The following is a 20,481-nucleotide window of genomic DNA, read 5'->3' as shown; positions in this document are numbered from 1 at the left end:
ATGGCGCAGCGACACGACTTCCGCACCCTGGCGAGCCGGCGGATCTACACGGGTGCCATCGTGTCGCTGCGCGTCGACGACGTGGCGATGCCCGACGGGCACACCGCCGAACGTGAAGTGGTCGAACATCACGGCGCGGTGGCGGTCGTGGCCGTCGACGAGCAGGACCGGGTGGTGCTCGTACACCAGTACCGGCATCCGCTCGGCCGGCGCCTGTGGGAACTTCCCGCCGGGCTGCTCGACGCACCCGGGGAGGATCCCCTCGACGCCGCCCGCCGCGAACTCGCCGAGGAGACCGGTCTGGCCGCCGCCGACTGGGAGCTCCTCGTCGACATCGCGCTCTCACCCGGATTCACCGACGAAGCCGTGCGCGTCTTCGCCGCCCGCGGCCTGAGCGAGGTCGACCGGCCGGATCCGGAGCACGAGGAGGCCGATCTCGAGGTCCGCCGCGTCCCCGTCGACCAGGCCGTGTCGATGGTGCTGGGCGGGGAGATCGTCAACGCCACCGCAGTGTCCGGTCTCCTCGCGTTCGCGACCACCCGCGCGACCGGCACCGCGACCCGCACACCGGACGCGCCGTGGCCGGACCGGCCCACCACCTTCGCCCGCACCCGCGCGGAGGGATGAGCGGTGCTGCCCGGTGAGGAGCGTCCGGCCACGCAGGTCGCTCCGCAGCCGTCCCCGACACTCACCGGGCAAGTCGACGCCTATCTGGCGCACCTGACCGTCGAACGAGGGGTAGCGGCGAACACGCTCGCCTCCTACCGGCGCGATCTGCTGCGCTACATGGAACACCTCACCGACGTGCATGTCGGCGATCTTGCGGACGTCCACGAACACCACATCAGCGATTTCGCCGCGAGTCTGCGCCGCGGTGATCCGGAACGGAACCGCCCGGCGCTCGCGGCGAGCTCCGCCGCCCGCGCCCTGATCGCCGTGCGCGGCCTGCACCGTTTCGCCGCCGCCGAAGGTCAGACCCCCGTCGACGTCGCTCGCACCGTCAAACCACCGGCACCCGGACGCCGTCTGCCCAAGGCGCTGACCGTCGACCAGGTCACCGCGATCCTCGAGGCCGCCGCACCCGAGGCCGACGCTCCCCGCGACCTGCGCGACCGGGCGCTGCTCGAACTGCTGTACTCCACCGGCGCCCGCATCTCCGAGGCCGTCGGGCTCGACGTCGACGACCTCGACACCGAATCGCGCACGGTGCTGCTGCGCGGCAAGGGCGGCAAACAGCGGCTCGTGCCGGTCGGGCGGCCGGCGCTCGGCGCGCTCGACGCCTATCTCGTGCGCGGGCGGCCGACGCTGGCGACCGGCCGCACCGCCGCGGTCTTCCTGAACGCGCGCGGTGGACGCCTGTCGCGGCAGAGTGCGTGGAAGGTACTGCAGACCGCCGCCGAACGCGCCGGAGTGGACGTCGGTGTCTCCCCGCACACCCTGCGCCACTCGTTCGCGACCCACCTGCTCGACGGCGGCGCCGACGTACGCGTGGTACAGGAGTTACTCGGGCATGCTTCTGTGACGACCACGCAGATATACACCCTGGTCACCGCCGGTGCCCTCCGCGAAGTGTGGGCACAGGCGCATCCGCGGGCACGATGACCGGCTCCGCGACGGACGCGTGTCCGTGCGGTGATCCTGCCGACGAAGCGGTAGCGTTCCGGGGAAGAGCCGCCGGGCCACCCGACGGATCGACGAGAGAACATCTGGGTCGCAAGACAGGGGGAGTACCGAACGTGGGCACACCTCGGCCACCCGCCACGTACATGGAGCCGGAGCACCTCCGGTCGAACACCGTCCCGGTCGACGCAATCGGCCGCGAGGACGCCGACAGAACGTCCACCAGCGAGCCGACCACCACCGCCGGAACCACGGACGAGCCCGAGCTCGGACCGACCGGCCGCCCGCGCCGACCCGTCCCGGAACCGGTGCCGCTGTCCACCCACGGACCGGCTCGCATCATCGCGATGTGCAATCAGAAGGGCGGGGTCGGCAAGACCACCTCGACGATCAACCTCGGCGCGTCCCTCGCCGAATACGGGCGCCGCGTCTTGCTCGTCGACCTCGATCCGCAGGGCGCGCTGTCCGCCGGACTCGGTGTCGCCCACCACGATCTCGATCTCACCGTGCACAACCTGCTCGTCGAACCGCGGGTCTCCACCGACGACGTGCTCGTACGCACCCATGTCGAGAACCTCGACCTGCTGCCGAGCAACATCGACCTGTCCGCGGCGGAGATCCAGCTCGTCTCCGAAGTCGGCCGCGAACAGGCCCTCGGACGGGCGCTGTACCCGATGCTCGACCGCTACGACTACATCCTCGTCGACTGCCAGCCGTCGCTGGGGCTGCTCACCGTCAACGCGCTCGCCTGCGCCGATTCGGTGCTCATCCCCATGGAATGCGAGTTCTTCAGCCTGCGCGGCCTGGCGCTGCTCAACGACACCGTCGCCAAGGTCCGCGACCGGCTGAACCCGAAGCTCGCCGTCGCGGGCATCCTCGTCACCATGTTCGACTCGCGCACTCTGCACGGACGCGAGGTGATGTCCCGGGTCGTGGAGGTCTTCGGCGACCTCGTCTACGATGCCGTCATCAACCGCACCGTGAAGTTCCCCGAGACCAGCGTCGCGGGTGAACCCATCACTCGCTGGGCGCCCGCCTCCGCCGGCGCCGAGTCGTACCGTGCCCTTGCACGGGAAGTCATCCACCGGAGCGGTCGCTGAGCTCCGTGCACGCTCCCGTTCACGACACCGCGGACACCGGCACGGCACCCGAAGCGGGAGCCGACGCGGGGGTCCTGGAGGAATCCGGCCGGCCGACACCTGCGGAGGTGGAGACCACCTCGGGGTTCCGCGTACGCCTGCGCAACTTCGAGGGCCCGTTCGACCTGCTGCTGACCCTCATCTCGCAGCGGCGACTCGACGTCACCGAGGTCGCCCTCCACGAGGTCACCGACGACTTCATCGCCTACACCCGCAAGCTCGGACCCGAACTCGGCCTCGACCAGACCACCGAGTTCCTGGTCGTCGCCGCGACCCTGCTCGATCTCAAGGCCGCGCGGCTGCTGCCCGCCGGTGAGGTCGACGATCCCGAGGACCTCGCGCTCCTCGAGGCCCGCGACCTGCTGTTCGCGCGACTACTGCAGTACCGCGCCTACAAGCAGATCGCCGAACAGTTCGCCGCGTTCGAGGCCGCCGCCCTGCGCCGCTATCCACGCGCGGTGTCCCTCGAGGACCGTTTCGAGAATCTGGTGCCCGAGGTCGTGCTCGGCGTCGACCCGCAGCGCTTCGCCGAGATCGCCGCCGCCGCCTTCCGGCCGAAACCACCCCCCACCGTCGGCCTCGACCACCTGCACACCCCGAAGGTGTCGGTTCCCGAGCAGGCCGCCCACATCCTGGGCTTGCTCCGCTCCCGCGGCGTCGGCGTCCGGGTCGGTTTCGACGAACTCGTCGCCGATTGCGACCATGGGCTGCTCGTCGTCGCCCGGTTCCTGGCATTGCTCGAGTTGTACCGCGAACGCGCCGTCACCTTCGAGCAACCCGATCCGCTGGGGCACCTGCAGGTCGCGTGGACGGGGGAGACCGACGACGCCGTCGATTTCGAGGAGGACTACGGGTGAGCGACGACACCGTCGAGCACGAGCGTGCAGGCGACACCGCCGCGCAGGAGCGTGCAGGCGACACCGCCGCGCAGGAGCGTGCATGGGACGGTGAGCTTCTCGACATCGCCGACGACGAACTCACCGCGGCCCTCGAAGCGCTGCTGCTCGTCGTCGACACCCCCGCACCCACCGAGCAGCTCGCCGCCGCCATCGGGGTCACCGCCGACCGGTCCGAGGCCGCGCTGCGACGTCTCGCGCAGGACCTCACCGCGCGTGGATCCGGCATCGACCTGCGGTATGCGGGCGACGGATGGCGCTTCTACACCCGTCGCGATTTCGCGCCGTATGTCGAGAAGTTGCTGCAGGGTGGCGCCCGCACCAAACTCACCCGCGCCGCACTCGAGACTCTCGCCGTGATCGCCTATCGGCAGCCGGTCACCCGCGGCCGTGTCGGCGCGGTGCGCGGCGTCAACGTCGACGGGGTGATGCGCACGCTGCTCGCCCGCGATCTGATCGCCGAGGCCGGCACCGATCCCGACACCGGTGGCACGCTCTATGTCACCACCGAGTTGTTCCTCGAGCGCCTCGGCCTGGCCTCTCTGCAGGATCTTCCGCCCGTTGCGCCGCTTCTGCCCGATGTCGATGTGATCGACGACATCGCCGACAGTCTCGAGTCGGACCCACGATTTGAGAGAATGGGTAGGAACGCGCGTCCCGAGACTCTCTCGCCCGCGGAGTTCGATCCAGAGAACTGACAGGAATCAAGTGAATACACCCGCTCGCCGTGATGGCACACCGGATCGTAGAAGAAACAATCCCCGCAGCGCGACTACGCGCAATGCCGGGGCCTCCCGCTCGGGACGCACAGAATCTCCGCGTTCCGGAGGACGCACCGAATCCCCGCGTGCGGGAGGACGCACCGAATCCCCGCGTGCGGGAGGACGCACCGAATCCCCGCGTTCGGGGCGCGCAGGGGCTCCCCGTACGGGGGAGCGCACCGACTCACCCCGTTCCGATCGCCGGGCCACTCCCGGTCAGTCGGCCGCCAGCCGCAATCCGGCCCAGTCGGCCGGAAGCCGCAATCCGGCTCAGTCGGCCGGAAGCCGCAATCCCGCCCAGCCGGCCGCCGGTCGCAAACCGCACCGCAAGGGCACCTCGACCGGCAAGCCCTCCAAGCCTGCCGCCAAGCGCGCCGCACAGCGCGTCGTTCCGACCGTGAGCAATGCGCGCCCCGCGCGTCACCAGCACCGCGAAGCCGGCCCGGCCCAGCTGCCCGCCGGTGAAGGCGTGCGGCTGCAGAAGGTGCTCGCCCAGGCCGGCGTCGCCTCGCGCCGTGCAGCCGAGGAACTCATCGCCGCAGGTCGCGTCGAGGTCGACGGCAACATCGTCGTCGAGCAGGGCCTGCGCGTGGACCCGGAGAACGCCGTGATCCGGGTCGACGGCGTCCGCGTCGTCGTCAACAAGGATCTCGTGCATCTCGTGCTGAACAAACCGCGCGGCTGGCAGTCCACGATGTCCGACGATCTCGGTCGTCCCTGTGTCGGCGACATCGTCTCCGAACGCGTCGCCGCCGGGCAGCGCCTGTTCCACGTCGGTCGTCTCGACGCCGACACCGAAGGTCTGCTGCTGCTCACCAACGACGGTGAACTCGCGCACCGGCTCATGCACCCGTCCTACGAGGTCCCCAAGACCTACCTGGCGACCGTCAAGGGTGTGCTCGCGCGCGGCGTCGGCAAGCAGCTCAAGGCCGGTATCGAACTCGAGGACGGGCCTGCCTCGGTCGACGAGTTCGCGTTGCTCGAGGTCCACGAAGGCCAGTCGCTGGTGCGGCTCGTGCTGCACGAGGGCCGCAAGCACATCGTGCGACGTCTGCTCGACGCCGTCGGTCATCCCGTGATCCGGCTCGTGCGCACCAACATCGGCCCCGTCGCGCTCGGCGACCAACGTCCCGGCACTCTCCGTGTCCTCGGCCGCAACGAGGTCGGCGGTTTGTACCAGGCGGTGAAGCTGTGACCGGCGCACCGGCCGACGCGTTGATCGTCGCGATGGACGGACCGTCCGGCACCGGCAAGTCCACCGTCTCCAAGCGTCTCGCGCAGCATCTCGGTGCCGCCTACCTCGACACGGGGGCGATGTACCGCATCGCGACGTTGCACGCTCTGCGCCGCGGTACCGACCTGACCGATCCGGCCGCGATCGCCGCGGCCACCGCCGATCTGCCGTGGTCGATCGGCACCGATCCCACCGTCGAGGACATCCGGCTCGACGGGGACGACGTGCGCGAGATCATCCGCGGCGCCGAGGTCACGGCCGCGGTCTCCGCGGTCTCCGCGGTCCCCGAGGTGCGCACCCAGCTCGTCGAGGCGCAGCAGCGTCTCGGGCGCGCCGAGCACCGCGTCGTGGTCGAAGGACGCGACATCGGCACGGTCGTCTTCCCCGAGGCCGACGTGAAGATCTTCCTCACCGCCTCGGCGGAGGCCCGCGCGCACCGGCGCAACAACCAGAACATCGCCGAGGGTCGCGGCGACGACTACGAGGCGGTCCTTGCTGCGGTGCAGCGCCGTGACCACCTCGACTCCACCCGCGCGGTGTCGCCGCTGCGCGCGGCGGACGACGCGGTCGTCGTGGACACCAGCGACATGAACATCGACGAGGTGATCGCCGCGCTGCTCGCGGTGGTCGCCGAGCAGACTGGAGCGAAGCTGTGAGCGACGACGTGAGCACCGATTACACCGGTTTCGCCGGCGACGGCACCTGGTCGGAGGAAGCCGACTGGGACGTCGAGTTCGCCGACGGCAACGAGCTCGAGGAGTTCGTTCCGGTCCCGACCGTCGCCGTGGTCGGCCGACCCAATGTCGGCAAGTCCACTCTGGTCAACCGCATCATCGGCCGACGCGAAGCCGTCGTCGAGGATGTCCCCGGCGTCACCCGGGACCGCGTCTCGTACGAGGCGTCGTGGAACGGCCGGCGGTTCATGGTGCAGGACACCGGCGGGTGGGAACCCGACGCGAAGGGCATGCAGCAGTCCGTGGCCCGCCAGGCCGAGGTCGCCATGCGTACCGCCGACGCGATCCTCGTCGTGGTCGACGCCACCGTCGGCGCCACCAGCGTCGACGAGGCGGTCGCGAAGGTGCTGCGCCGGTCGAAGACGCCGGTGCTGCTGGTCGCGAACAAGGTCGACGACGACCGCGTCGAATCCGAGGCCGCGACGTTGTGGTCGCTCGGGCTCGGCCAGCCGTATTCGGTGTCGGCCACCCACGGGCGCGGCACCGGCGATCTGCTCGACGAGCTGCTCGCCAAGTTGCCCGCCACCCCCCGCGAGGGTTCCGGCGGCGAAGGACCCCGCCGGGTCGCCCTGGTGGGCAAGCCGAACGTCGGCAAGTCGAGCCTGCTGAACAAGCTCGCCGGGGACGAACGCTCGGTGGTGCACGATGTCGCCGGCACCACCGTCGACCCGGTGGACTCGATCGTCGAACTCGGCGGCAAGCCGTGGCGGTTCGTCGACACCGCCGGTCTGCGCAAGCGGGTCACACACGCCTCCGGAGCGGAGTTCTACGCGTCGCTGCGCACGCGCGGCGCGATCGACGCGGCCGAGGTGGCGGTGCTGCTCATCGACGCCTCGCAACCGATCACCGAGCAGGACCAGCGGGTGATCACGATGGTCGTCGAATCGGGTCGTGCCCTGGTGATCGCGTTCAACAAGTGGGATCTCGTCGATGAGGATCGTCGCTACGAGCTCGGCCGCGAGATCGACCGCGACCTGCTGCGGGTGCCGTGGGCGTCGCGCGTGAACATCTCCGCCAAGACCGGTCGAGCCGTGCAGAAGCTCGTCCCGGCGATGGAGACCGCGCTCGAGTCGTGGGACAAGCGCATCTCCACGGGACGCTTGAACTCGTGGCTCAAGGAGGTCGTGGCTGCGACTCCGCCGCCGATGCGCGGTGGTCGCCTGCCCCGTGTGCTGTTCGCCACCCAGGCAGCCACTCGGCCCCCGACCTTCGTGCTGTTCACCACGGGCTTCCTCGAGGCCGGCTACCGCCGCTTCCTCGAGCGTCGCCTGCGTGAGGAGTTCGGCTTCGACGGCAGCCCCGTGCGGATCTCGGTGCGGGTGCGGGAGAAGCGCGACCGCCGGAAGTGAACCCGCGACGGCGTCCGGTCGCGAAAACGCGCTGACCAGCCGATTAGTGTTTCGGTCCGTTCCTGTTGTAATCTCTGAGAGCGCTCGGAGAGAGCGCGGACGGGCTGTGGCGCAGCTTGGTAGCGCACTTGACTGGGGGTCAAGTGGTCGCAGGTTCAAATCCTGTCAGCCCGACAGCGAAACCCCTTCCGACTTCGGTCGGAAGGGGTTTTCTCGTTCGCGGACGCGCCTTCACACCCGACGCCGGTGACGACGGAATCCGACCTGGCCCACCCCCCGACGAATCCTCTAGGTTCGTCTCGCGCGCCGGATGGTCCGGCGCGTCGTGCAAGGGGGAGCAACAGGATGAAGAAACTCGCCAGGAGTGCGTTCGTGACGGCCGCGGCGGCAGGACTCGTACTCGGGGGATCCTCTACCGCCGCAGCGGACACCGGTTCCGCCGGATACTTCGGCAACCCGCAGTGTCTGCTCCGGTCCCTTCTGACCTACGGGACGCTCAGTGCCGGCGATGCCGGCGCCTTCCTGCCGGGGTGCGCGCCGTTCTGAGCGGGGCGTCACATGTGAAGCGGGCGAGCGCACCGAACGCTCCCGGATCCGGGACGCACCCCTCACGATGAGAAGTGCGTCGGCGGACGGTCACTACCGGTAGGGCGCCGAGCGCGCCCTACCGCACCCGCGAAAGGACCACGATGACCACTCGATTCAATCCCTATCTCGCATTCCGCGATTCCGCGCGCGAAGCCATGGAGTTCTACCGATCGGTCTTCGGCGGTGAACTGGCGGTGAGCAGGTTCGCCGACATGCACGCCTCGGACGATCCGAGCGAGGACGACAAGGTGATGCACTCGATGCTCACCACCGACCGCGGCTTCGTGCTCATGGCCTCGGACACCCCGAACGGCGTGGACTACTCGCCCGGCACGAACTTCTCGCTGTCGCTCAGCGGGGACGACGAGAGCGTGCTCCGCGGCTGGTGGGACGCGCTGAGCGAAGGTGGTCGCGTCGACATGCCACTCGAACGTGCCCCGTGGGGAGATCTGTTCGGTATGTGCACCGACCGCTTCGGAATCGCGTGGATGGTCAGCATCGGCGACCAGCAGGGCTGAACGGCTCGGTGGCCGTCAGCCGGGGCGGGCGTCGAGCTCGCGCACCAGCCGCGGCGGCGCGGTCTCCCGGTAGGACATGTCGAGCAGTTCGGCGACCTCGCCCCAGTCCACCTCCGGACGGGCGAGGTCGTACCCGACCCACCCGGACGGCCCGAAGTACATCGGCAGGTAGATGTGCGGCTCCTCGAGCAACGCGCGACGCTCCTCCTCGTCGGGCTTGACGACGAGGGAGCGGGGAAACGGTGCGCGGGTACTCTTCTCGGCCCCTCCGTAGACCGCGAAGGCCGTCCGGGTGGAGAAGAACGGACGACCGTGCGAAATCTTCTCGGAGGCGCCGGGAAAGGCCAGCGCGATCGCGCGCACACGGGCGAGTAGCGGATCCGTTTCGTCGAACATCACCGGATGCGGCATGGGCGGAGCGTACCGAGCGACTACGACAACGGTGCCGAGATCAACTCGCCCGACTCTTCAGCGCATCGATGCCGGCGCGCAGCAGCGGCTCGACGCCACGACCGAGTTCCTCGAAACCGTCGCCGACGGTCTTTCCCTGACGGAACCGGAAGTAGATACCCTCGAGGATCACGGCGAGCTTGTAGTAGGCGAGGGCGAGATGGAATGCCATGTCCGACAGGTCCCGTCCACCGGCCGCCTCGTACCGGGCGAGCAGGTCGTCGTCGCCGAGGAAACCCGGTGCGCGAGAGACCGTCGAGACGGGGAACTCCGGGTTCTCCCGCGCCAGCCGCTGGTAGACCAGCAGCAATGCCACGTCGGTGAGCGGATCACCCAGGGTGGCCATCTCCCAGTCCAGCACCGCGACCACCTCGTCGTCGTCGCCGACGAGGATGTTGTCGAGCCGGTAGTCGCCGTGCACGATGCCGACCTCGCCGTCGCCCGGCAGGTTGTCGACGAGCAGCCGGTGCAGCTCCTCGGCGCCGGCCAGGTCCCGGCTGTGCGAGTTCTCGAGTTGGGTGGTCCAACGGCGCACCTGCCGCTCGAGGAAGCCGCGCGGGCGACCGAAGTCCTCGAGTCCCACGGTGGCCGGGTCCACCGCGTGCAGGGTCGCGAGGGTGTCGACCATCCGCTCGGAGATGACCCGGGTGCGCGCGGCGCCGAGGGGGGCGAGTTGCTCGGCGGTGCGATAGGGCGTTCCCACGACGAGATCCATGAGGTAGAACGGCGCGCCGAGCACCGCATCGTCCTCGCACAGCAGGTAGGTGCGGGGGACCGGTACCGCGGTGCCGTCGAGCGCGGAGATGACCCGGTACTCGCGGGCCATGTCGTGGGCGGTGGCGAGGACGTGTCCGAGCGGGGGACGGCGCAGCACGAGCCGCCGCTCGCCGTCGGTCACCTCGTAGGTGAGGTTCGATCGCCCGCCACTGATCAGGCGAGCGCGGAGGGGCCCGGAGAACAGCTCGGGGGCGGAGGTCTGCAGGTGGGCGTCGAGCGCATCGAGGTCGAGGCCGGCGGGCACGTCGTTCATCGAGCTCCTTTCCGTCGGCTCCCACTATGACGGCGGGTGCGGATCCCTGTCCGGAGAACTCTCACGAGGTGGACAATCCGGATCATACGGAAACGATTGATATTCAGAATATCCCTCGACCTGAGGGCAACACCCCCGACAGCAACTACGACGTACGCCTACCCGCCGGCACGGACGAGACGAACTACTGTCGATCCATGCCCGCTGCGCACCCCCTCGACCGAGACAACGTCCGCGACGCGCTGGACGCGTTCGACTCGCGCCGTCTGCCGCTGGACGGCCGCCGGCACGCAGCCGTCGTCGTGGCGGTGCTCGACGACGGGAACCGCAACCCTGTCATGCCCCTCACACGGCGGCCGACGCGCCTGCGAGCCCATCCCGGCCAGTTCGCCCTGCCGGGCGGCCGTCTGGACGAAGGGGAGGAACCGGAGCAGGCAGCCCTTCGCGAACTGCACGAGGAACTCGGACTCGACCTCGGCTCCGACGCCGTCCTCGGCCGACTCGACGACTACGTCACCCGATCCGGCTATGTCATGTCGCCGTTCGTCGTGTGGGCGCGCACGGCCGTGACCGATCTGAAGCCGAGCCCCGACGAGGTCGACGTGCTCTTCGCCGTGACCGCCGACGAACTCGATGTCGACCCGCGCTTCGTCGGCATCCCCGAATCCGACAAGCCGGTGATCCAGTGGCCGTTCCGCGGGCACCTCGTGCACGCACCGACCGCCGCCGTGGTCTACCAGTTCCGCGAAGTCGTCCTCCGCCGGCGGGCCACCCGGATCGACGACCTCGAGCAGCCGGTCTTCGCCTGGCGCTGACACCCGGGGATCTCCGGCCGCGCGGCTGTGGAAGGCTGGACTCCGCACCCGAACCGGAACTCCGGAGGGGCACCACGAGAACGATCTCACGAGAACACGGAGCGGCCCCGCCATGACCGATGCGACCGGAACCGCCGACGCGCGCGGAGCGGACCGCATCCTCACCGTGCCGAACGTCCTCAGCTTCATCAGGCTCCTGGGTGTCCCCGTCTTCCTCTACCTGGTTCTCGTCGCCCACGCCGACGTCTGGGCGCTGATCCTGCTGGCCGCCAGCAGCATCACCGACTGGGCCGACGGCAAACTCGCCCGGCTCCTCGACCAGACCTCCCGCCTCGGCGCACTCCTCGATCCCGCCGTCGACCGCCTCTACATCGTGGCCACCCTCGTCGCCCTCGTGGCACGCGACATCGTGCCGTGGTGGATCGCGGTGGTCCTCGTCGGCCGCGAACTCGTCCTCGCCCCGACGCTCGCCGTCTACCGGCGCCGGGAACTGCCTCCACCGGAGGTGCTCTATCTCGGCAAAGGCGCCACCTTCCTGCTCATGTGCGCGTTGCCGCTCATGCTCGGCGCCGTCGCCGTGCCGGCCTCGGAACCGGTCACCGGACCGCTCGGCTGGGCCGCCCTGATCTGGGGGACCGTGCTGTACGTGTGGACCGGTCTGTTGTACCTCGCGCAGGCCGTCGTGACGGCACGGAACGTGCCGGTCGGGAGGTGATCCGATGAGCCGCGCGTGGGAACGCATCCGGCGCAATCCGGTGCCCTCGCTGCTGAAGTCGCTTCTCGAGGATCATCTCGACCCCGGTTACGCCGCGTCCGCCGCCGACCGGGCGGCGGGCCGCTCCCGCACCACGCCGCGGGCCTCCCGCGCGTGGCTCGGCGCCGGTGTCCTCCTCGCCGGCCTCGTCCTCGGCGTCGCGTACGCCCAGAACGCCGACGTGGAGGCCGGCACCGACAGCACCCACGCCGAGATCCTCGACTCCCTCCGGGCGGGGGACGATCGGATCGCCGCCCTGACCGCGCGGCGGGACGAACTCGGCGCCGCGATCGACGAACGACGTACCGCGCTGTTCGCCGACGGCGGTGACGGCGCGAGCATCCTCGACGAACTCCGGGACGCCGAGACTGCGGCCGCCGCGACACCTGTACGCGGACCCGGGATGACCGTCACCCTCACCGAACCCGCCGCGCGCCCGAACCTCTCGGACGCGGCGCGACTCGAGGACCGGCCCACCGCGCTCGTCCTCGACCGCGACCTGCAGTCGGTCGTCAACGCGCTCTGGGCCGCCGGTGCGGAGGCCGTCGAGGTCGGCGGCGTGCGGGTGGGCCCCGGCGTGACCATCCGCCAGGCCGGGGGAGCGATGCTCGTCGACAACCGGCCCGTATTCTCCCCGTACACGGTCTCGGCGGTGGGGCCCCCGTCCCGGCTGCAGACGTCCTTCGTCGTCAGCGACGCCTACCTGCGCATCGCGGGCATCCAGCAGCTCTACGGGGTGGGATTCGCCGTCACCGAGGCGGACGATCTCGAGCTTCCGGCCGCCACGGTCCGGAAACTCGGCAGCAGCGGAGAAACGGGGTACAGGTGAAGCGGCTCGAACACGGTCACGCGCTCTACGCGGTGCTCGCACTGGCGATCGGGATCGGCGCCGGAATCGTATTCAGCCCACAGGTACCCGACGTCGTGCAGCCCTATCTGCCCATCGCGGTGGTCGCCGCGCTCGACACGGTCTTCGGCGGCCTGCGCGCCTATCTCGACGACATCTTCGACGCGAAGGTGTTCGTGGTGTCGTTCGTCTTCAACGTCCTCGTCGCGGCGCTGATCGTGTGGCTCGGCGACCAGCTCGGGGTGGGCGCCCAGCTCTCGACGGCGGTCATCGTGGTCCTCGGCATCCGCATCTTCGGAAACGCGGCTGCCTTGCGCCGGCGCCTGTTCGGAGCCTGAACCATGACAGAACCGCAGCAGCCCGACACCGGCACCGGCGACGCGACCGCGCCGGGACCCGTCGCCGACCGCGCCACCCGATCGCACCGCGTCTTCCTCGTCCTCGCCGGGATTCTCGTCGTCCTGCTCGGCGCCGGCATCGCCACGCAGGTGCGCACCACCGACACCGGCGACGCCCTCGACTCGGCACGCCCCGCCGACCTGCTGGTGTTGCTCGACAACCTCAACCGCCGCGAAGCCGCTCTCCGCCAGGAGATCACCGAACTCGAGCGCACCCTCTCGAGTCTGGAGCGGGAAGGCTCGGAAGCCGCACTCGAGGAGGCCCGCACGCGCCTGTACACGCTGTCCGTCCAGCTCGGTACCGCACCCGCCACCGGGCCCGGGGTGGTCCTCACCGTCGACGATCCGCGCGAGGGAGTCGGCTCGGAGGTGCTGCTCGACATGATCCAGGAGCTGCGCGCGGCGGGTGCCGACACGATGCAGATCGCCGGAGCGAACGGGGAGACCGTACGCATCGGTGTCGATTCGTGGGTCACCGGACCGGGGGGCGAGATCACCGTGGACGACCGCAGGCTCGACGCCCCGTACACCGTCACCGCCATCGGGGACGGCCCGACGCTCGCCGCCGCCCTGAACATTCCCGGTGGAGTGGTCGACACGGTCGCCCGTGCGGGCGGATCATTGTCCGTGAAACAGTTTCCGCAGGTGGACGTGTCCGCCTTGCGGGAGATCGAACCACGCCAATACTCTCGGCCCGGTAACTGAATCCGACGTTCCGGTCGAACGTCGTCTCCGAAAGGACCAGTCTTGACCGATTTCGCGACACCCGATGATCTGCGGTACACCCCCGAGCACGAATGGGTGCGCAGGACGGGCGCGACGACCGTGCGGATCGGGATCACCGACTACGCGCAGTCCCAACTCGGCGACGTGGTCTTCGTCCAGCTGCCCGATGCCGGATCCGAGATCGTCTCCGGCGAGTCCTTCGGAGAGGTGGAGTCCACCAAGAGCGTGTCGGACGTCTTCGCGCCGTTGACCGCGAAAGTCCTCGCCGTCAACACGGAACTCGACGCGAATCCCGAACTGGTGAACAGCAGCCCGTACGAGGACGGTTGGCTCGTCGACGTGGAGGTCGGCAGCGAGAGCGAACTCGACGAGGCCCTCGAGCAGACGGTCGACGCGGATGGTTACCGCGGGATCACGGAAGGCTGACAGACCGGACAGGTAACGTGACCGCGACTGTCTGCGGCAGTACCCCCACGCGGGGTACGGTCGGATATGGCGTGTGCCGTGTCGGACCTGTACGGGGCGAACGAATCAGCGACCGCCCGGGATCACCCGGGTGGTCGAACGGATAAGGAGAAACGGTGAGCGAGAACGGCAACGCGGGCTACGAGGAGACTCCTGCAGAGACCACTTCGGTATTTCGCGCCGACTTCCTGAACGAAGTGGAAGGTGCAGGCTCGGCCACCACCGAAGCGCCCGTCTCGGGTGTCGAGGGCCTGCCCGCCGGATCGGCGCTGCTGGTGGTCAAGCGGGGGCCCAATGCAGGATCGCGCTTCCTGCTCGACCAGCCGACCACGTCGGCGGGCCGGCATCCCGACAGCGACATCTTCCTCGACGACGTGACCGTCAGTCGTCGGCACGCCGAGTTCCGTCAGGACGAAGGCGAATTCCAGGTCGTCGACGTGGGAAGCCTCAACGGCACCTACGTCAACCGCGAGCCGGTCGACTCCGCCGTCCTCGCGAACGGCGACGAGGTGCAGATCGGCAAGTTCCGGCTGGTGTTCCTGACCGGTCCGCGAGGTAACCAGGGCGCAGGTAGCTGATGACCGCGGCCCGCCAGCCGGCGCCGGCCGGGATGTCGATCGGGTCGGTGCTCGACCGCCTGCGTCCGGAGTTCCCGGACGTGACGATCTCGAAGATCCGGTTCCTCGAAGCCGAGGGATTGATCAGCCCGGAACGTACTCCCTCGGGCTACCGGCGCTTCTCGATCGCCGACTGCGAGCGTCTGCGGTACGTGCTCACCGCGCAACGCGATCAGTACCTGCCGCTCAAGGTGATCAAGGAGCAGCTCGAGGCGATCGACCGGGGTGCCGCCACGGTGGGATCGGTCGAAACCCGGATCACCCGGCCGCGCCCGCTGGCGGTTGCGCGCGGCGAGGTCTCACCCGAGGATCTCCGCACCGACCGCGAGATCCGGGTGAGCCGCGACGACCTGTGCACTCGTGCAGGCATCGACGCGGCCTTCCTCACCGAACTCGTGGGTGCGGGCCTCGTCAAGCCGGGGCCGGCCGGATTCTTCGACGAGGACGCGGTGCTGCTCGCCCGCACGGCGAAGGCGATGGCGGAGTTCGGCCTCGAGGTCCGGCACCTGCGGGCGTTCAAACTCGCCGCCGACCGCGAGGCCGCGCTCGTCGCGCAGATCGCCGGCCCGATCGCCAAGGGCCGCGACGCCGGGGCACGGCAGCGCGCCGAGGAGATGGTGCGCGAACTGGCCGCACTGTCGCTGACTTTGCACACCTGCCTGGTGAAGGCGGCGGTGCAGGGGGCACTCGACCGTTGAGGCGACGAACTCGTCGCCGATCGCGACCGCGGCCCTCCGTCGGGTCGTGACCTACGGCACCTGACGGATGCGCTGGAGGACACTAGAATTCCAGGCAGTACCTGTCGGGTGGTCCACCACCGACGAGCAGCAGGACGGAGGCATCGCGATGAGCGAGATGCGGATAGTAGGGATTCGTATCGAACAGCCGCAGAACCAGCCTGTCCTCCTGCTGCGGGAGGTCGACGGCGATCGGTACCTGCCGATCTGGATCGGTCAGAACGAAGCGACCGCCATCGCCCTCGAACAGCAGGGTGTCGAGCCGGCGCGGCCGCTGACCCACGATCTGATCAAGAACCTCCTCGAGGCCTTCGGCCACAACTTGCGCGAAGTGCGCATCGTCGACCTGCGCGAGGGGACGTTCTACGCGGATCTGGTCTTCGACGGAGGGATGCGCGTGTCCTGCCGGCCTTCCGACGGGGTGGCTGTAGCCTTGCGCATCGGCGCGTCGGTCCACGTCGAGGAGCAGGTGCTCACCGAAGCAGGACTGGTCATGCCGGACGAGCGGGAGGACGAGGTCGAGAAGTTCAAGGAGTTCCTCGACTCCGTCTCGCCCGACGACTTCAAGGCGACGGACGGCTGAGCGCCGTCCGTCCGTACGGCGACGAGCGTTGGCGCGCGCGTCGGCCGTAGCGGTAGTAGTGTCGAACGTTGCCTTCCGGTCGGCGTGTTGCAGCCCAGCGCCCAACACCGGAGCGTACGCTGAGTTGATCCGCCAGGGATGACTCGGTGAGCCTGGGAGCGCTCGATGATCGGATGTGGTCGGGGGGAATCCGCCAGTCGATCGTTGCGAGGCAGAACTGGGCGCGCGAGAGGGAGTCAGTAGTGCGAGATCGGACGAAGGGACAGCCACTCGGCGTCGATTCCGGCGATCGCTCGAATCCGGCGCCGCGGACGAACGAGACCGACGAGATCCAGCCGGGTCTGTTTCCGGACAACTCGGTGCCCGACGAACTCGTCGGTTACCGTGTGCCCATCGCCTGCCAGATCGCGGGAATCAGCTACCGCCAGCTCGACTACTGGGCCCGCACCAATCTGGTGGTTCCGTCCATCCGTGGGGCCGCCGGATCCGGTAGTCAACGGCTGTATTCGTTCAAGGACATCCTCGTCCTCAAGATCGTCAAGCGCCTGCTCGACACCGGCGTCTCGCTGCAGAATATCCGCGTAGCCGTCGATCACCTCCGCAGCCGCGGTGTGGGCGATCTCGCGAAGATCACCCTCTTCTCGGACGGCACCACCGTCTACGAATGCACGTCGCCGGAAGAGGTCGTCGATTTACTGCAGGGCGGGCAGGGCGTCTTCGGGATCGCAGTGAGCGGCGCGATGCGCGAGCTCACCGGCAGCATCGCCGATTTCCCCGCCGAACGCGCCGACGGCGGCGGCGTCGAGGAACGCCCCGAGGACGAACTGGCGTCGCGCCGCCGCGAGCGCATCAACCGCCGCATCGGCTGACCACACCTCTGATGTCGCATCGGCCGACGATGCGCCGACATCTCTGCCGGTCCATCTCCCCGGCCCGCGGCGCTTTCCGCACCTGCGGTATTTCGACCCCCGCGACGTGAACTAGACTCGAAGACGCGTCGCCATCACGCGGGAGAGACCCGGACACCGAGCCGGGCGCCGAAGGAGCAGCACCTCCCCGTCAATCTCTCAGGCAACCGGGACCGCGTGAGCTCCGACGTCTCTGGAAAGCGGCGGGAGCACCCGCCCGCCCACGGGGAAAGGCTCTGGCCGGCCGAATCTCTCAGGCGCTCGCTCGCGAGCTCACGACAGAGGGGGAGGAACCACTTCGCGCGACCGCGCACGTGGACCTCGCCGACCAGCCCGGGAGCTGCGATGACAGATGCCGTCACCTCGAACTTCGCCGATCGCCACATCGGCCCTGACACCGCCGGCCTGAACCGGATCCTCGACGTCGTCGGAGTCGATTCCCTCGACGCCCTCGCCACCGCCGCGGTGCCGGCAGCCATCCTCGACGACCGCGTCGGCACCGTGCCGACCGGACTCGACGTGCTCGACGCGCCCCGCTCCGAGCACGAGGTGCTCGCCGAACTGAAGGCGCTCGCGTCGCGGAACACCGTGGCGACATCGATGATCGGTCACGGCTACTACGACACGCTCACGCCGCCCGTGCTGCTGCGCAACATCATCGAGAACCCCGCCTGGTACACCGCCTACACCCCCTACCAGCCGGAGATCAGTCAGGGACGCCTCGAGGCGCTGCTGAACTTCCAGACCATGGTCGCCGACCTGACCGGCATGGAGGTGGCCAACTCGTCCATGCTGGACGAGGCCACCGCGGCCGCCGAGGCGATGACCCTGCTGCGCCGCGCGAACCGTAAGTCCAAGAGCCCCCGTCTCGTGGTCGACGTCGATCTGTTCGCGCAGACCGCCGCGGTGCTGGCGACCCGCGCCGAACCGCTCGGCATCGAGATCGTCACCGTCGACCTCGCCGACGGACTGCCCGACGGGGAGTTCTTCGGCGTGATCCTGCAGGTGCCCGGCGCCTCGGGACGTATCATCGACGCCGCTCCGATCATCGCGGCCGCCCACGACCGCGGCGCGCTCGTCGCCGTCGGTGCCGACCTGCTGGCCATGACCCTTGTCACCCCGCCCGGCGAGCAGGGTGCCGACGCGTGCTTCGGCACCACCCAGCGGTTCGGTGTGCCGATGGGCTTCGGTGGGCCGCATGCCGGCTACCTCGCCGTCGGCAGCGCCCACACCCGCACCCTTCCCGGTCGCCTCGTCGGTGTCTCGGTGGACGCGGACGGCAACCCGGCCTACCGCCTCGCGTTGCAGACCCGTGAGCAGCACATCCGCCGCGAGAAGGCCACCAGCAACATCTGCACCGCCCAGGTGCTCCTCGCCGTGCTCGCGGCCATGTACGCCTCGTACCACGGTGCCGAAGGCCTCACCGGCATCGCCCGCCGCGTCGCCAAGCACGCCCGCCACCTGGCCGACGGTCTGCGCGCCGGCGGCGTCGAGGTCGTCCACGCCGAGTTCTTCGACACCGTCCTCGTGCGCGTTCCGGGACGCGCCGCTGCCGTGCTCGTCGCCGCACGCGAGGCCGGTATCAACCTGTACCGCGTCGACGACGATCACGTGTCGATCTCGTGCGACGAGGCCACCACCGCCGCGCATGTCGACGCGGTCCTGGATGCCTTCGGCGTCACCGCCGGTGAGGCCGTCGAGGGAACGGCGCTGCCGGAGACCTTGGCCCGCACGAGTGAGTTCCTGCAGCACGAGGCGTTCACCCGCTACCGCACCGAGACCGCGATGATGCGGTACCTGCGGCGCCTGTCCGACAAGGACCTCGCCCTGGACCGCACGATGATCCCGCTCGGCTCGTGCACGATGAAGCTCAACGCCGCCGCCGAGATGGAGGCCATCACCTGGCCCGAGTTCGCGGGTCTGCACCCCTTCGCTCCGGCGGATCAGACGGCGGGGATCCGCCGCCTCATCGCCGACCTCGAAGGCTGGCTCGCCGCGGTGACGGGATACGACGCCGTGAGCCTGCAACCCAACGCCGGCAGCCAGGGCGAGTACGCGGGTCTGCTCGCGATCCGCCACTATCACCTCGACCGCGGCGACACCGATCGGGACATCTGCCTGATCCCGTCGAGCGCGCACGGCACCAACGCCGCGTCCGCCGTGATGGCGGGTATGCGCGTCGAGGTCGTCGCGTGCCGGCCGAACGGCGACGTCGATCTCGACGACCTGCGCGCCAAGATCACCGACCACGGGGCACGTCTGGCCGCGATCATGATCACCTATCCGTCGACGCACGGTGTCTACGAGCACGACATCGCCGACATCTGCGGTGCCGTGCACGACGCCGGCGGCCAGGTGTACATCGACGGCGCCAACCTCAACGCTCTCGTGGGTCTGGCCCGGCCGGGCAAGTTCGGTGGCGATGTGAGCCACCTGAACCTGCACAAGACGTTCTGCATCCCGCACGGTGGCGGAGGACCGGGCGTCGGGCCGATCGGGGTCCGGGCGCATCTGGCTCCGTACCTGCCGGGTCATCCGGCGGAGCCGGGTCTCGGGGGAGCCGGGCCGGTCTCGGCGGCGCCCTTCGGGTCGGCGTCGATCCTGCCGATCACCTGGGCGTACATCAAGATGATGGGCGCCGAGGGACTGCGTCGCGCGTCGTTGACGGCGATCGCGTCGGCGAACTACATCGCGCGTCGTCTCGACGAGTACTTCCCGGTGTTGTACACGGGGGAGACAGGCATGGTCGCCCACGAGTGCATCCTCGATCTGCGTCCGCTGACGAAGGCGACGGGGGTGACGGTCGACGACGTCGCGAAACGTCTGGCCGACTACGGCTTCCACGCGCCGACGATGAGTTTCCCGGTGGCCGGCACGCTCATGGTCGAACCCACCGAGAGCGAGGACATCGCCGAACTCGACGCCTTCATCGACGCGATGATCTCGATCCGCGGTGAGATCGACCGGGTCGGGGCAGGGGAGTGGCCGGTGGACGACAACCCGCTGCGCGGGGCTCCGCACACCGCGGAATGCCTGGTGGGCGAGTGGAATCACCCGTACTCACGGGAGATCGCGGTGTTCCCGATGGGGAAGAGCCGGGCCAAGGTCTGGCCCGCGGTGCGACGGATCGACGGCGCACACGGCGACCGGAACCTGGTGTGCTCGTGCCCGCCCTTGGAGGCGTACAGCGGCTGACGGCGGGATGGCCGACGGACCTGTCCGTCGGCCATCTTCATCAGTAGAATAACTCCGGACAGGACGGAAACCATAGAAATACAGAATCTGACCACCCTAGGCGCAAACCTCACCCCG

At 69.4% G+C, this 20,481-nt stretch carries 23 protein-coding genes, 1 tRNA gene and 1 riboswitch; of the genes, 22 read left to right on the top strand and 2 right to left on the bottom strand.

The annotated features are described in order from the left end of the window. The 11 genes from PV766_RS21995 (at nt 1) to PV766_RS21945 (ending at nt 8,839) form a co-directional block, all read left to right on the top strand. Nucleotides 1-627, top strand: coding sequence for an NUDIX domain-containing protein (locus tag PV766_RS21995; protein ID WP_064065443.1), 627 nt, complete (start codon nt 1-3; stop codon nt 625-627). Between the two features lie 3 nt (nt 628-630). Beyond that, nucleotides 631-1,602, top strand: a complete 972-nt coding sequence (gene xerD, locus PV766_RS21990; protein WP_421097880.1) for a site-specific tyrosine recombinase XerD — start codon at nt 631-633, stop codon at nt 1,600-1,602. Nucleotides 1,603-1,736: 134 nt separating this feature from the next. Then, nucleotides 1,737-2,720 (top strand): ParA family protein, encoded by a 984-nt coding sequence (locus tag PV766_RS21985; RefSeq protein ID WP_371053994.1) that lies wholly within the window; start codon nt 1,737-1,739, stop codon nt 2,718-2,720. 74 nt (nt 2,721-2,794) lie between these two features. Further along, the gene (locus tag PV766_RS21980; protein WP_421097883.1) at nt 2,795-3,616 is read left to right on the top strand and encodes a segregation and condensation protein A; all 822 of its coding nucleotides are present in this window, start codon (nt 2,795-2,797) and stop codon (nt 3,614-3,616) included. Between the two features lie 104 nt (nt 3,617-3,720). Then, entirely contained in the window at nt 3,721-4,353 is a 633-nt protein-coding gene (scpB, locus tag PV766_RS21975) for an SMC-Scp complex subunit ScpB (RefSeq protein WP_421097882.1), read from the top strand. Between the two features lie 10 nt (nt 4,354-4,363). Further along, a complete protein-coding gene (locus PV766_RS21970) occupies nt 4,364-5,611 on the top strand; it encodes a pseudouridine synthase (protein ID WP_421097879.1) in 1,248 nt (415 codons plus the stop codon). Between the two features lie 32 nt (nt 5,612-5,643). Continuing rightward, nucleotides 5,644-6,306 (top strand): (d)CMP kinase, encoded by a 663-nt coding sequence (cmk, locus tag PV766_RS21965; protein WP_129978258.1) that lies wholly within the window; start codon nt 5,644-5,646, stop codon nt 6,304-6,306. Continuing rightward, complete coding sequence (gene der / locus PV766_RS21960) at nt 6,303-7,733, top strand: ribosome biogenesis GTPase Der (protein ID WP_064065447.1); 1,431 nt, start codon at nt 6,303-6,305, stop codon at nt 7,731-7,733. The genes cmk and der overlap by 4 nt, the downstream gene beginning before the upstream one ends. Before the next feature lie 100 nt (nt 7,734-7,833). After that, nucleotides 7,834-7,907 (top strand) — tRNA-Pro (locus PV766_RS21955). 171 nt (nt 7,908-8,078) lie between these two features. Further along, the gene (locus tag PV766_RS21950; RefSeq protein WP_064065448.1) at nt 8,079-8,279 is read left to right on the top strand and encodes a hypothetical protein; all 201 of its coding nucleotides are present in this window, start codon (nt 8,079-8,081) and stop codon (nt 8,277-8,279) included. Nucleotides 8,280-8,422: 143 nt separating this feature from the next. After that, nucleotides 8,423-8,839 carry a VOC family protein gene (locus PV766_RS21945; protein ID WP_016935029.1) on the top strand — a complete coding sequence of 139 codons (417 nt, stop codon included), beginning with the start codon at nt 8,423-8,425 and terminating at the stop codon, nt 8,837-8,839. Between the two features lie 15 nt (nt 8,840-8,854). On the opposite strand, the gene PV766_RS21940 is transcribed toward PV766_RS21945, so the two are convergent. After that, nucleotides 8,855-9,250, bottom strand: coding sequence for an MmcQ/YjbR family DNA-binding protein (locus PV766_RS21940; protein ID WP_421097878.1), 396 nt, complete (start codon nt 9,248-9,250; stop codon nt 8,855-8,857). Between the two features lie 40 nt (nt 9,251-9,290). Beyond that, nucleotides 9,291-10,319 carry a phosphotransferase family protein gene (locus PV766_RS21935; RefSeq protein WP_129978253.1) on the bottom strand — a complete coding sequence of 343 codons (1,029 nt, stop codon included), beginning with the start codon at nt 10,317-10,319 and terminating at the stop codon, nt 9,291-9,293. A gap of 197 nt (nt 10,320-10,516) precedes the next feature. Here PV766_RS21935 and PV766_RS21930 point away from each other — a divergent pair, with 197 nt between their 5' ends. From PV766_RS21930 to gcvP, 11 genes are all read left to right on the top strand, one after another. Then, on the top strand, nt 10,517-11,134 hold the full coding sequence (locus PV766_RS21930; protein WP_421097877.1) for an NUDIX hydrolase: 618 nt from the start codon (nt 10,517-10,519) through the stop codon (nt 11,132-11,134). Nucleotides 11,135-11,246: 112 nt separating this feature from the next. Next, nucleotides 11,247-11,849, top strand: coding sequence for a CDP-alcohol phosphatidyltransferase family protein (locus tag PV766_RS21925; protein ID WP_064065451.1), 603 nt, complete (start codon nt 11,247-11,249; stop codon nt 11,847-11,849). Nucleotides 11,850-11,853: 4 nt separating this feature from the next. Then, nucleotides 11,854-12,717: a DUF881 domain-containing protein gene (locus tag PV766_RS21920; protein WP_064065452.1), complete on the top strand. Its 864-nt coding sequence runs from the start codon at nt 11,854-11,856 to the stop codon at nt 12,715-12,717. Continuing rightward, nucleotides 12,714-13,073, top strand: coding sequence for a small basic family protein (locus PV766_RS21915; RefSeq protein ID WP_016934925.1), 360 nt, complete (start codon nt 12,714-12,716; stop codon nt 13,071-13,073). The genes PV766_RS21920 and PV766_RS21915 overlap by 4 nt, the downstream gene beginning before the upstream one ends. 3 nt (nt 13,074-13,076) lie before the next feature. Next, the gene (locus PV766_RS21910) at nt 13,077-13,838 is read left to right on the top strand and encodes a DUF881 domain-containing protein (RefSeq protein WP_421097876.1); all 762 of its coding nucleotides are present in this window, start codon (nt 13,077-13,079) and stop codon (nt 13,836-13,838) included. Between the two features lie 42 nt (nt 13,839-13,880). Continuing rightward, nucleotides 13,881-14,285, top strand: a complete 405-nt coding sequence (gcvH, locus tag PV766_RS21905; RefSeq protein WP_129978251.1) for a glycine cleavage system protein GcvH — start codon at nt 13,881-13,883, stop codon at nt 14,283-14,285. Nucleotides 14,286-14,440: 155 nt separating this feature from the next. Then, the gene (garA, locus tag PV766_RS21900) at nt 14,441-14,902 is read left to right on the top strand and encodes a glycogen accumulation regulator GarA (RefSeq protein ID WP_006552746.1); all 462 of its coding nucleotides are present in this window, start codon (nt 14,441-14,443) and stop codon (nt 14,900-14,902) included. Then, entirely contained in the window at nt 14,902-15,639 is a 738-nt protein-coding gene (locus tag PV766_RS21895; RefSeq protein ID WP_016694269.1) for a MerR family transcriptional regulator, read from the top strand. The genes garA and PV766_RS21895 overlap by 1 nt, the downstream gene beginning before the upstream one ends. 148 nt (nt 15,640-15,787) lie before the next feature. Beyond that, on the top strand, nt 15,788-16,261 hold the full coding sequence (locus tag PV766_RS21890) for a bifunctional nuclease family protein (RefSeq protein ID WP_064065454.1): 474 nt from the start codon (nt 15,788-15,790) through the stop codon (nt 16,259-16,261). Nucleotides 16,262-16,503: 242 nt separating this feature from the next. Then, the gene (locus PV766_RS21885; RefSeq protein ID WP_016694271.1) at nt 16,504-17,130 is read left to right on the top strand and encodes a MerR family transcriptional regulator; all 627 of its coding nucleotides are present in this window, start codon (nt 16,504-16,506) and stop codon (nt 17,128-17,130) included. Nucleotides 17,131-17,259: 129 nt separating this feature from the next. Continuing rightward, nucleotides 17,260-17,355: riboswitch (glycine riboswitch) on the top strand. Nucleotides 17,356-17,514: 159 nt separating this feature from the next. After that, the gene (gene gcvP / locus PV766_RS21880; RefSeq protein ID WP_129978250.1) at nt 17,515-20,364 is read left to right on the top strand and encodes an aminomethyl-transferring glycine dehydrogenase; all 2,850 of its coding nucleotides are present in this window, start codon (nt 17,515-17,517) and stop codon (nt 20,362-20,364) included. Nucleotides 20,365-20,481: the final 117 nt, after the last annotated feature.

This window comes from Rhodococcus sp. As11 (genome assembly GCF_048957735.1).
Taxonomy (GTDB): domain Bacteria; phylum Actinomycetota; class Actinomycetes; order Mycobacteriales; family Mycobacteriaceae; genus Rhodococcus; species Rhodococcus gordoniae.
The sequence above is the reverse complement of the archived record's forward strand: the minus strand, read 5'-3'. Positions and strand labels throughout refer to the sequence as shown.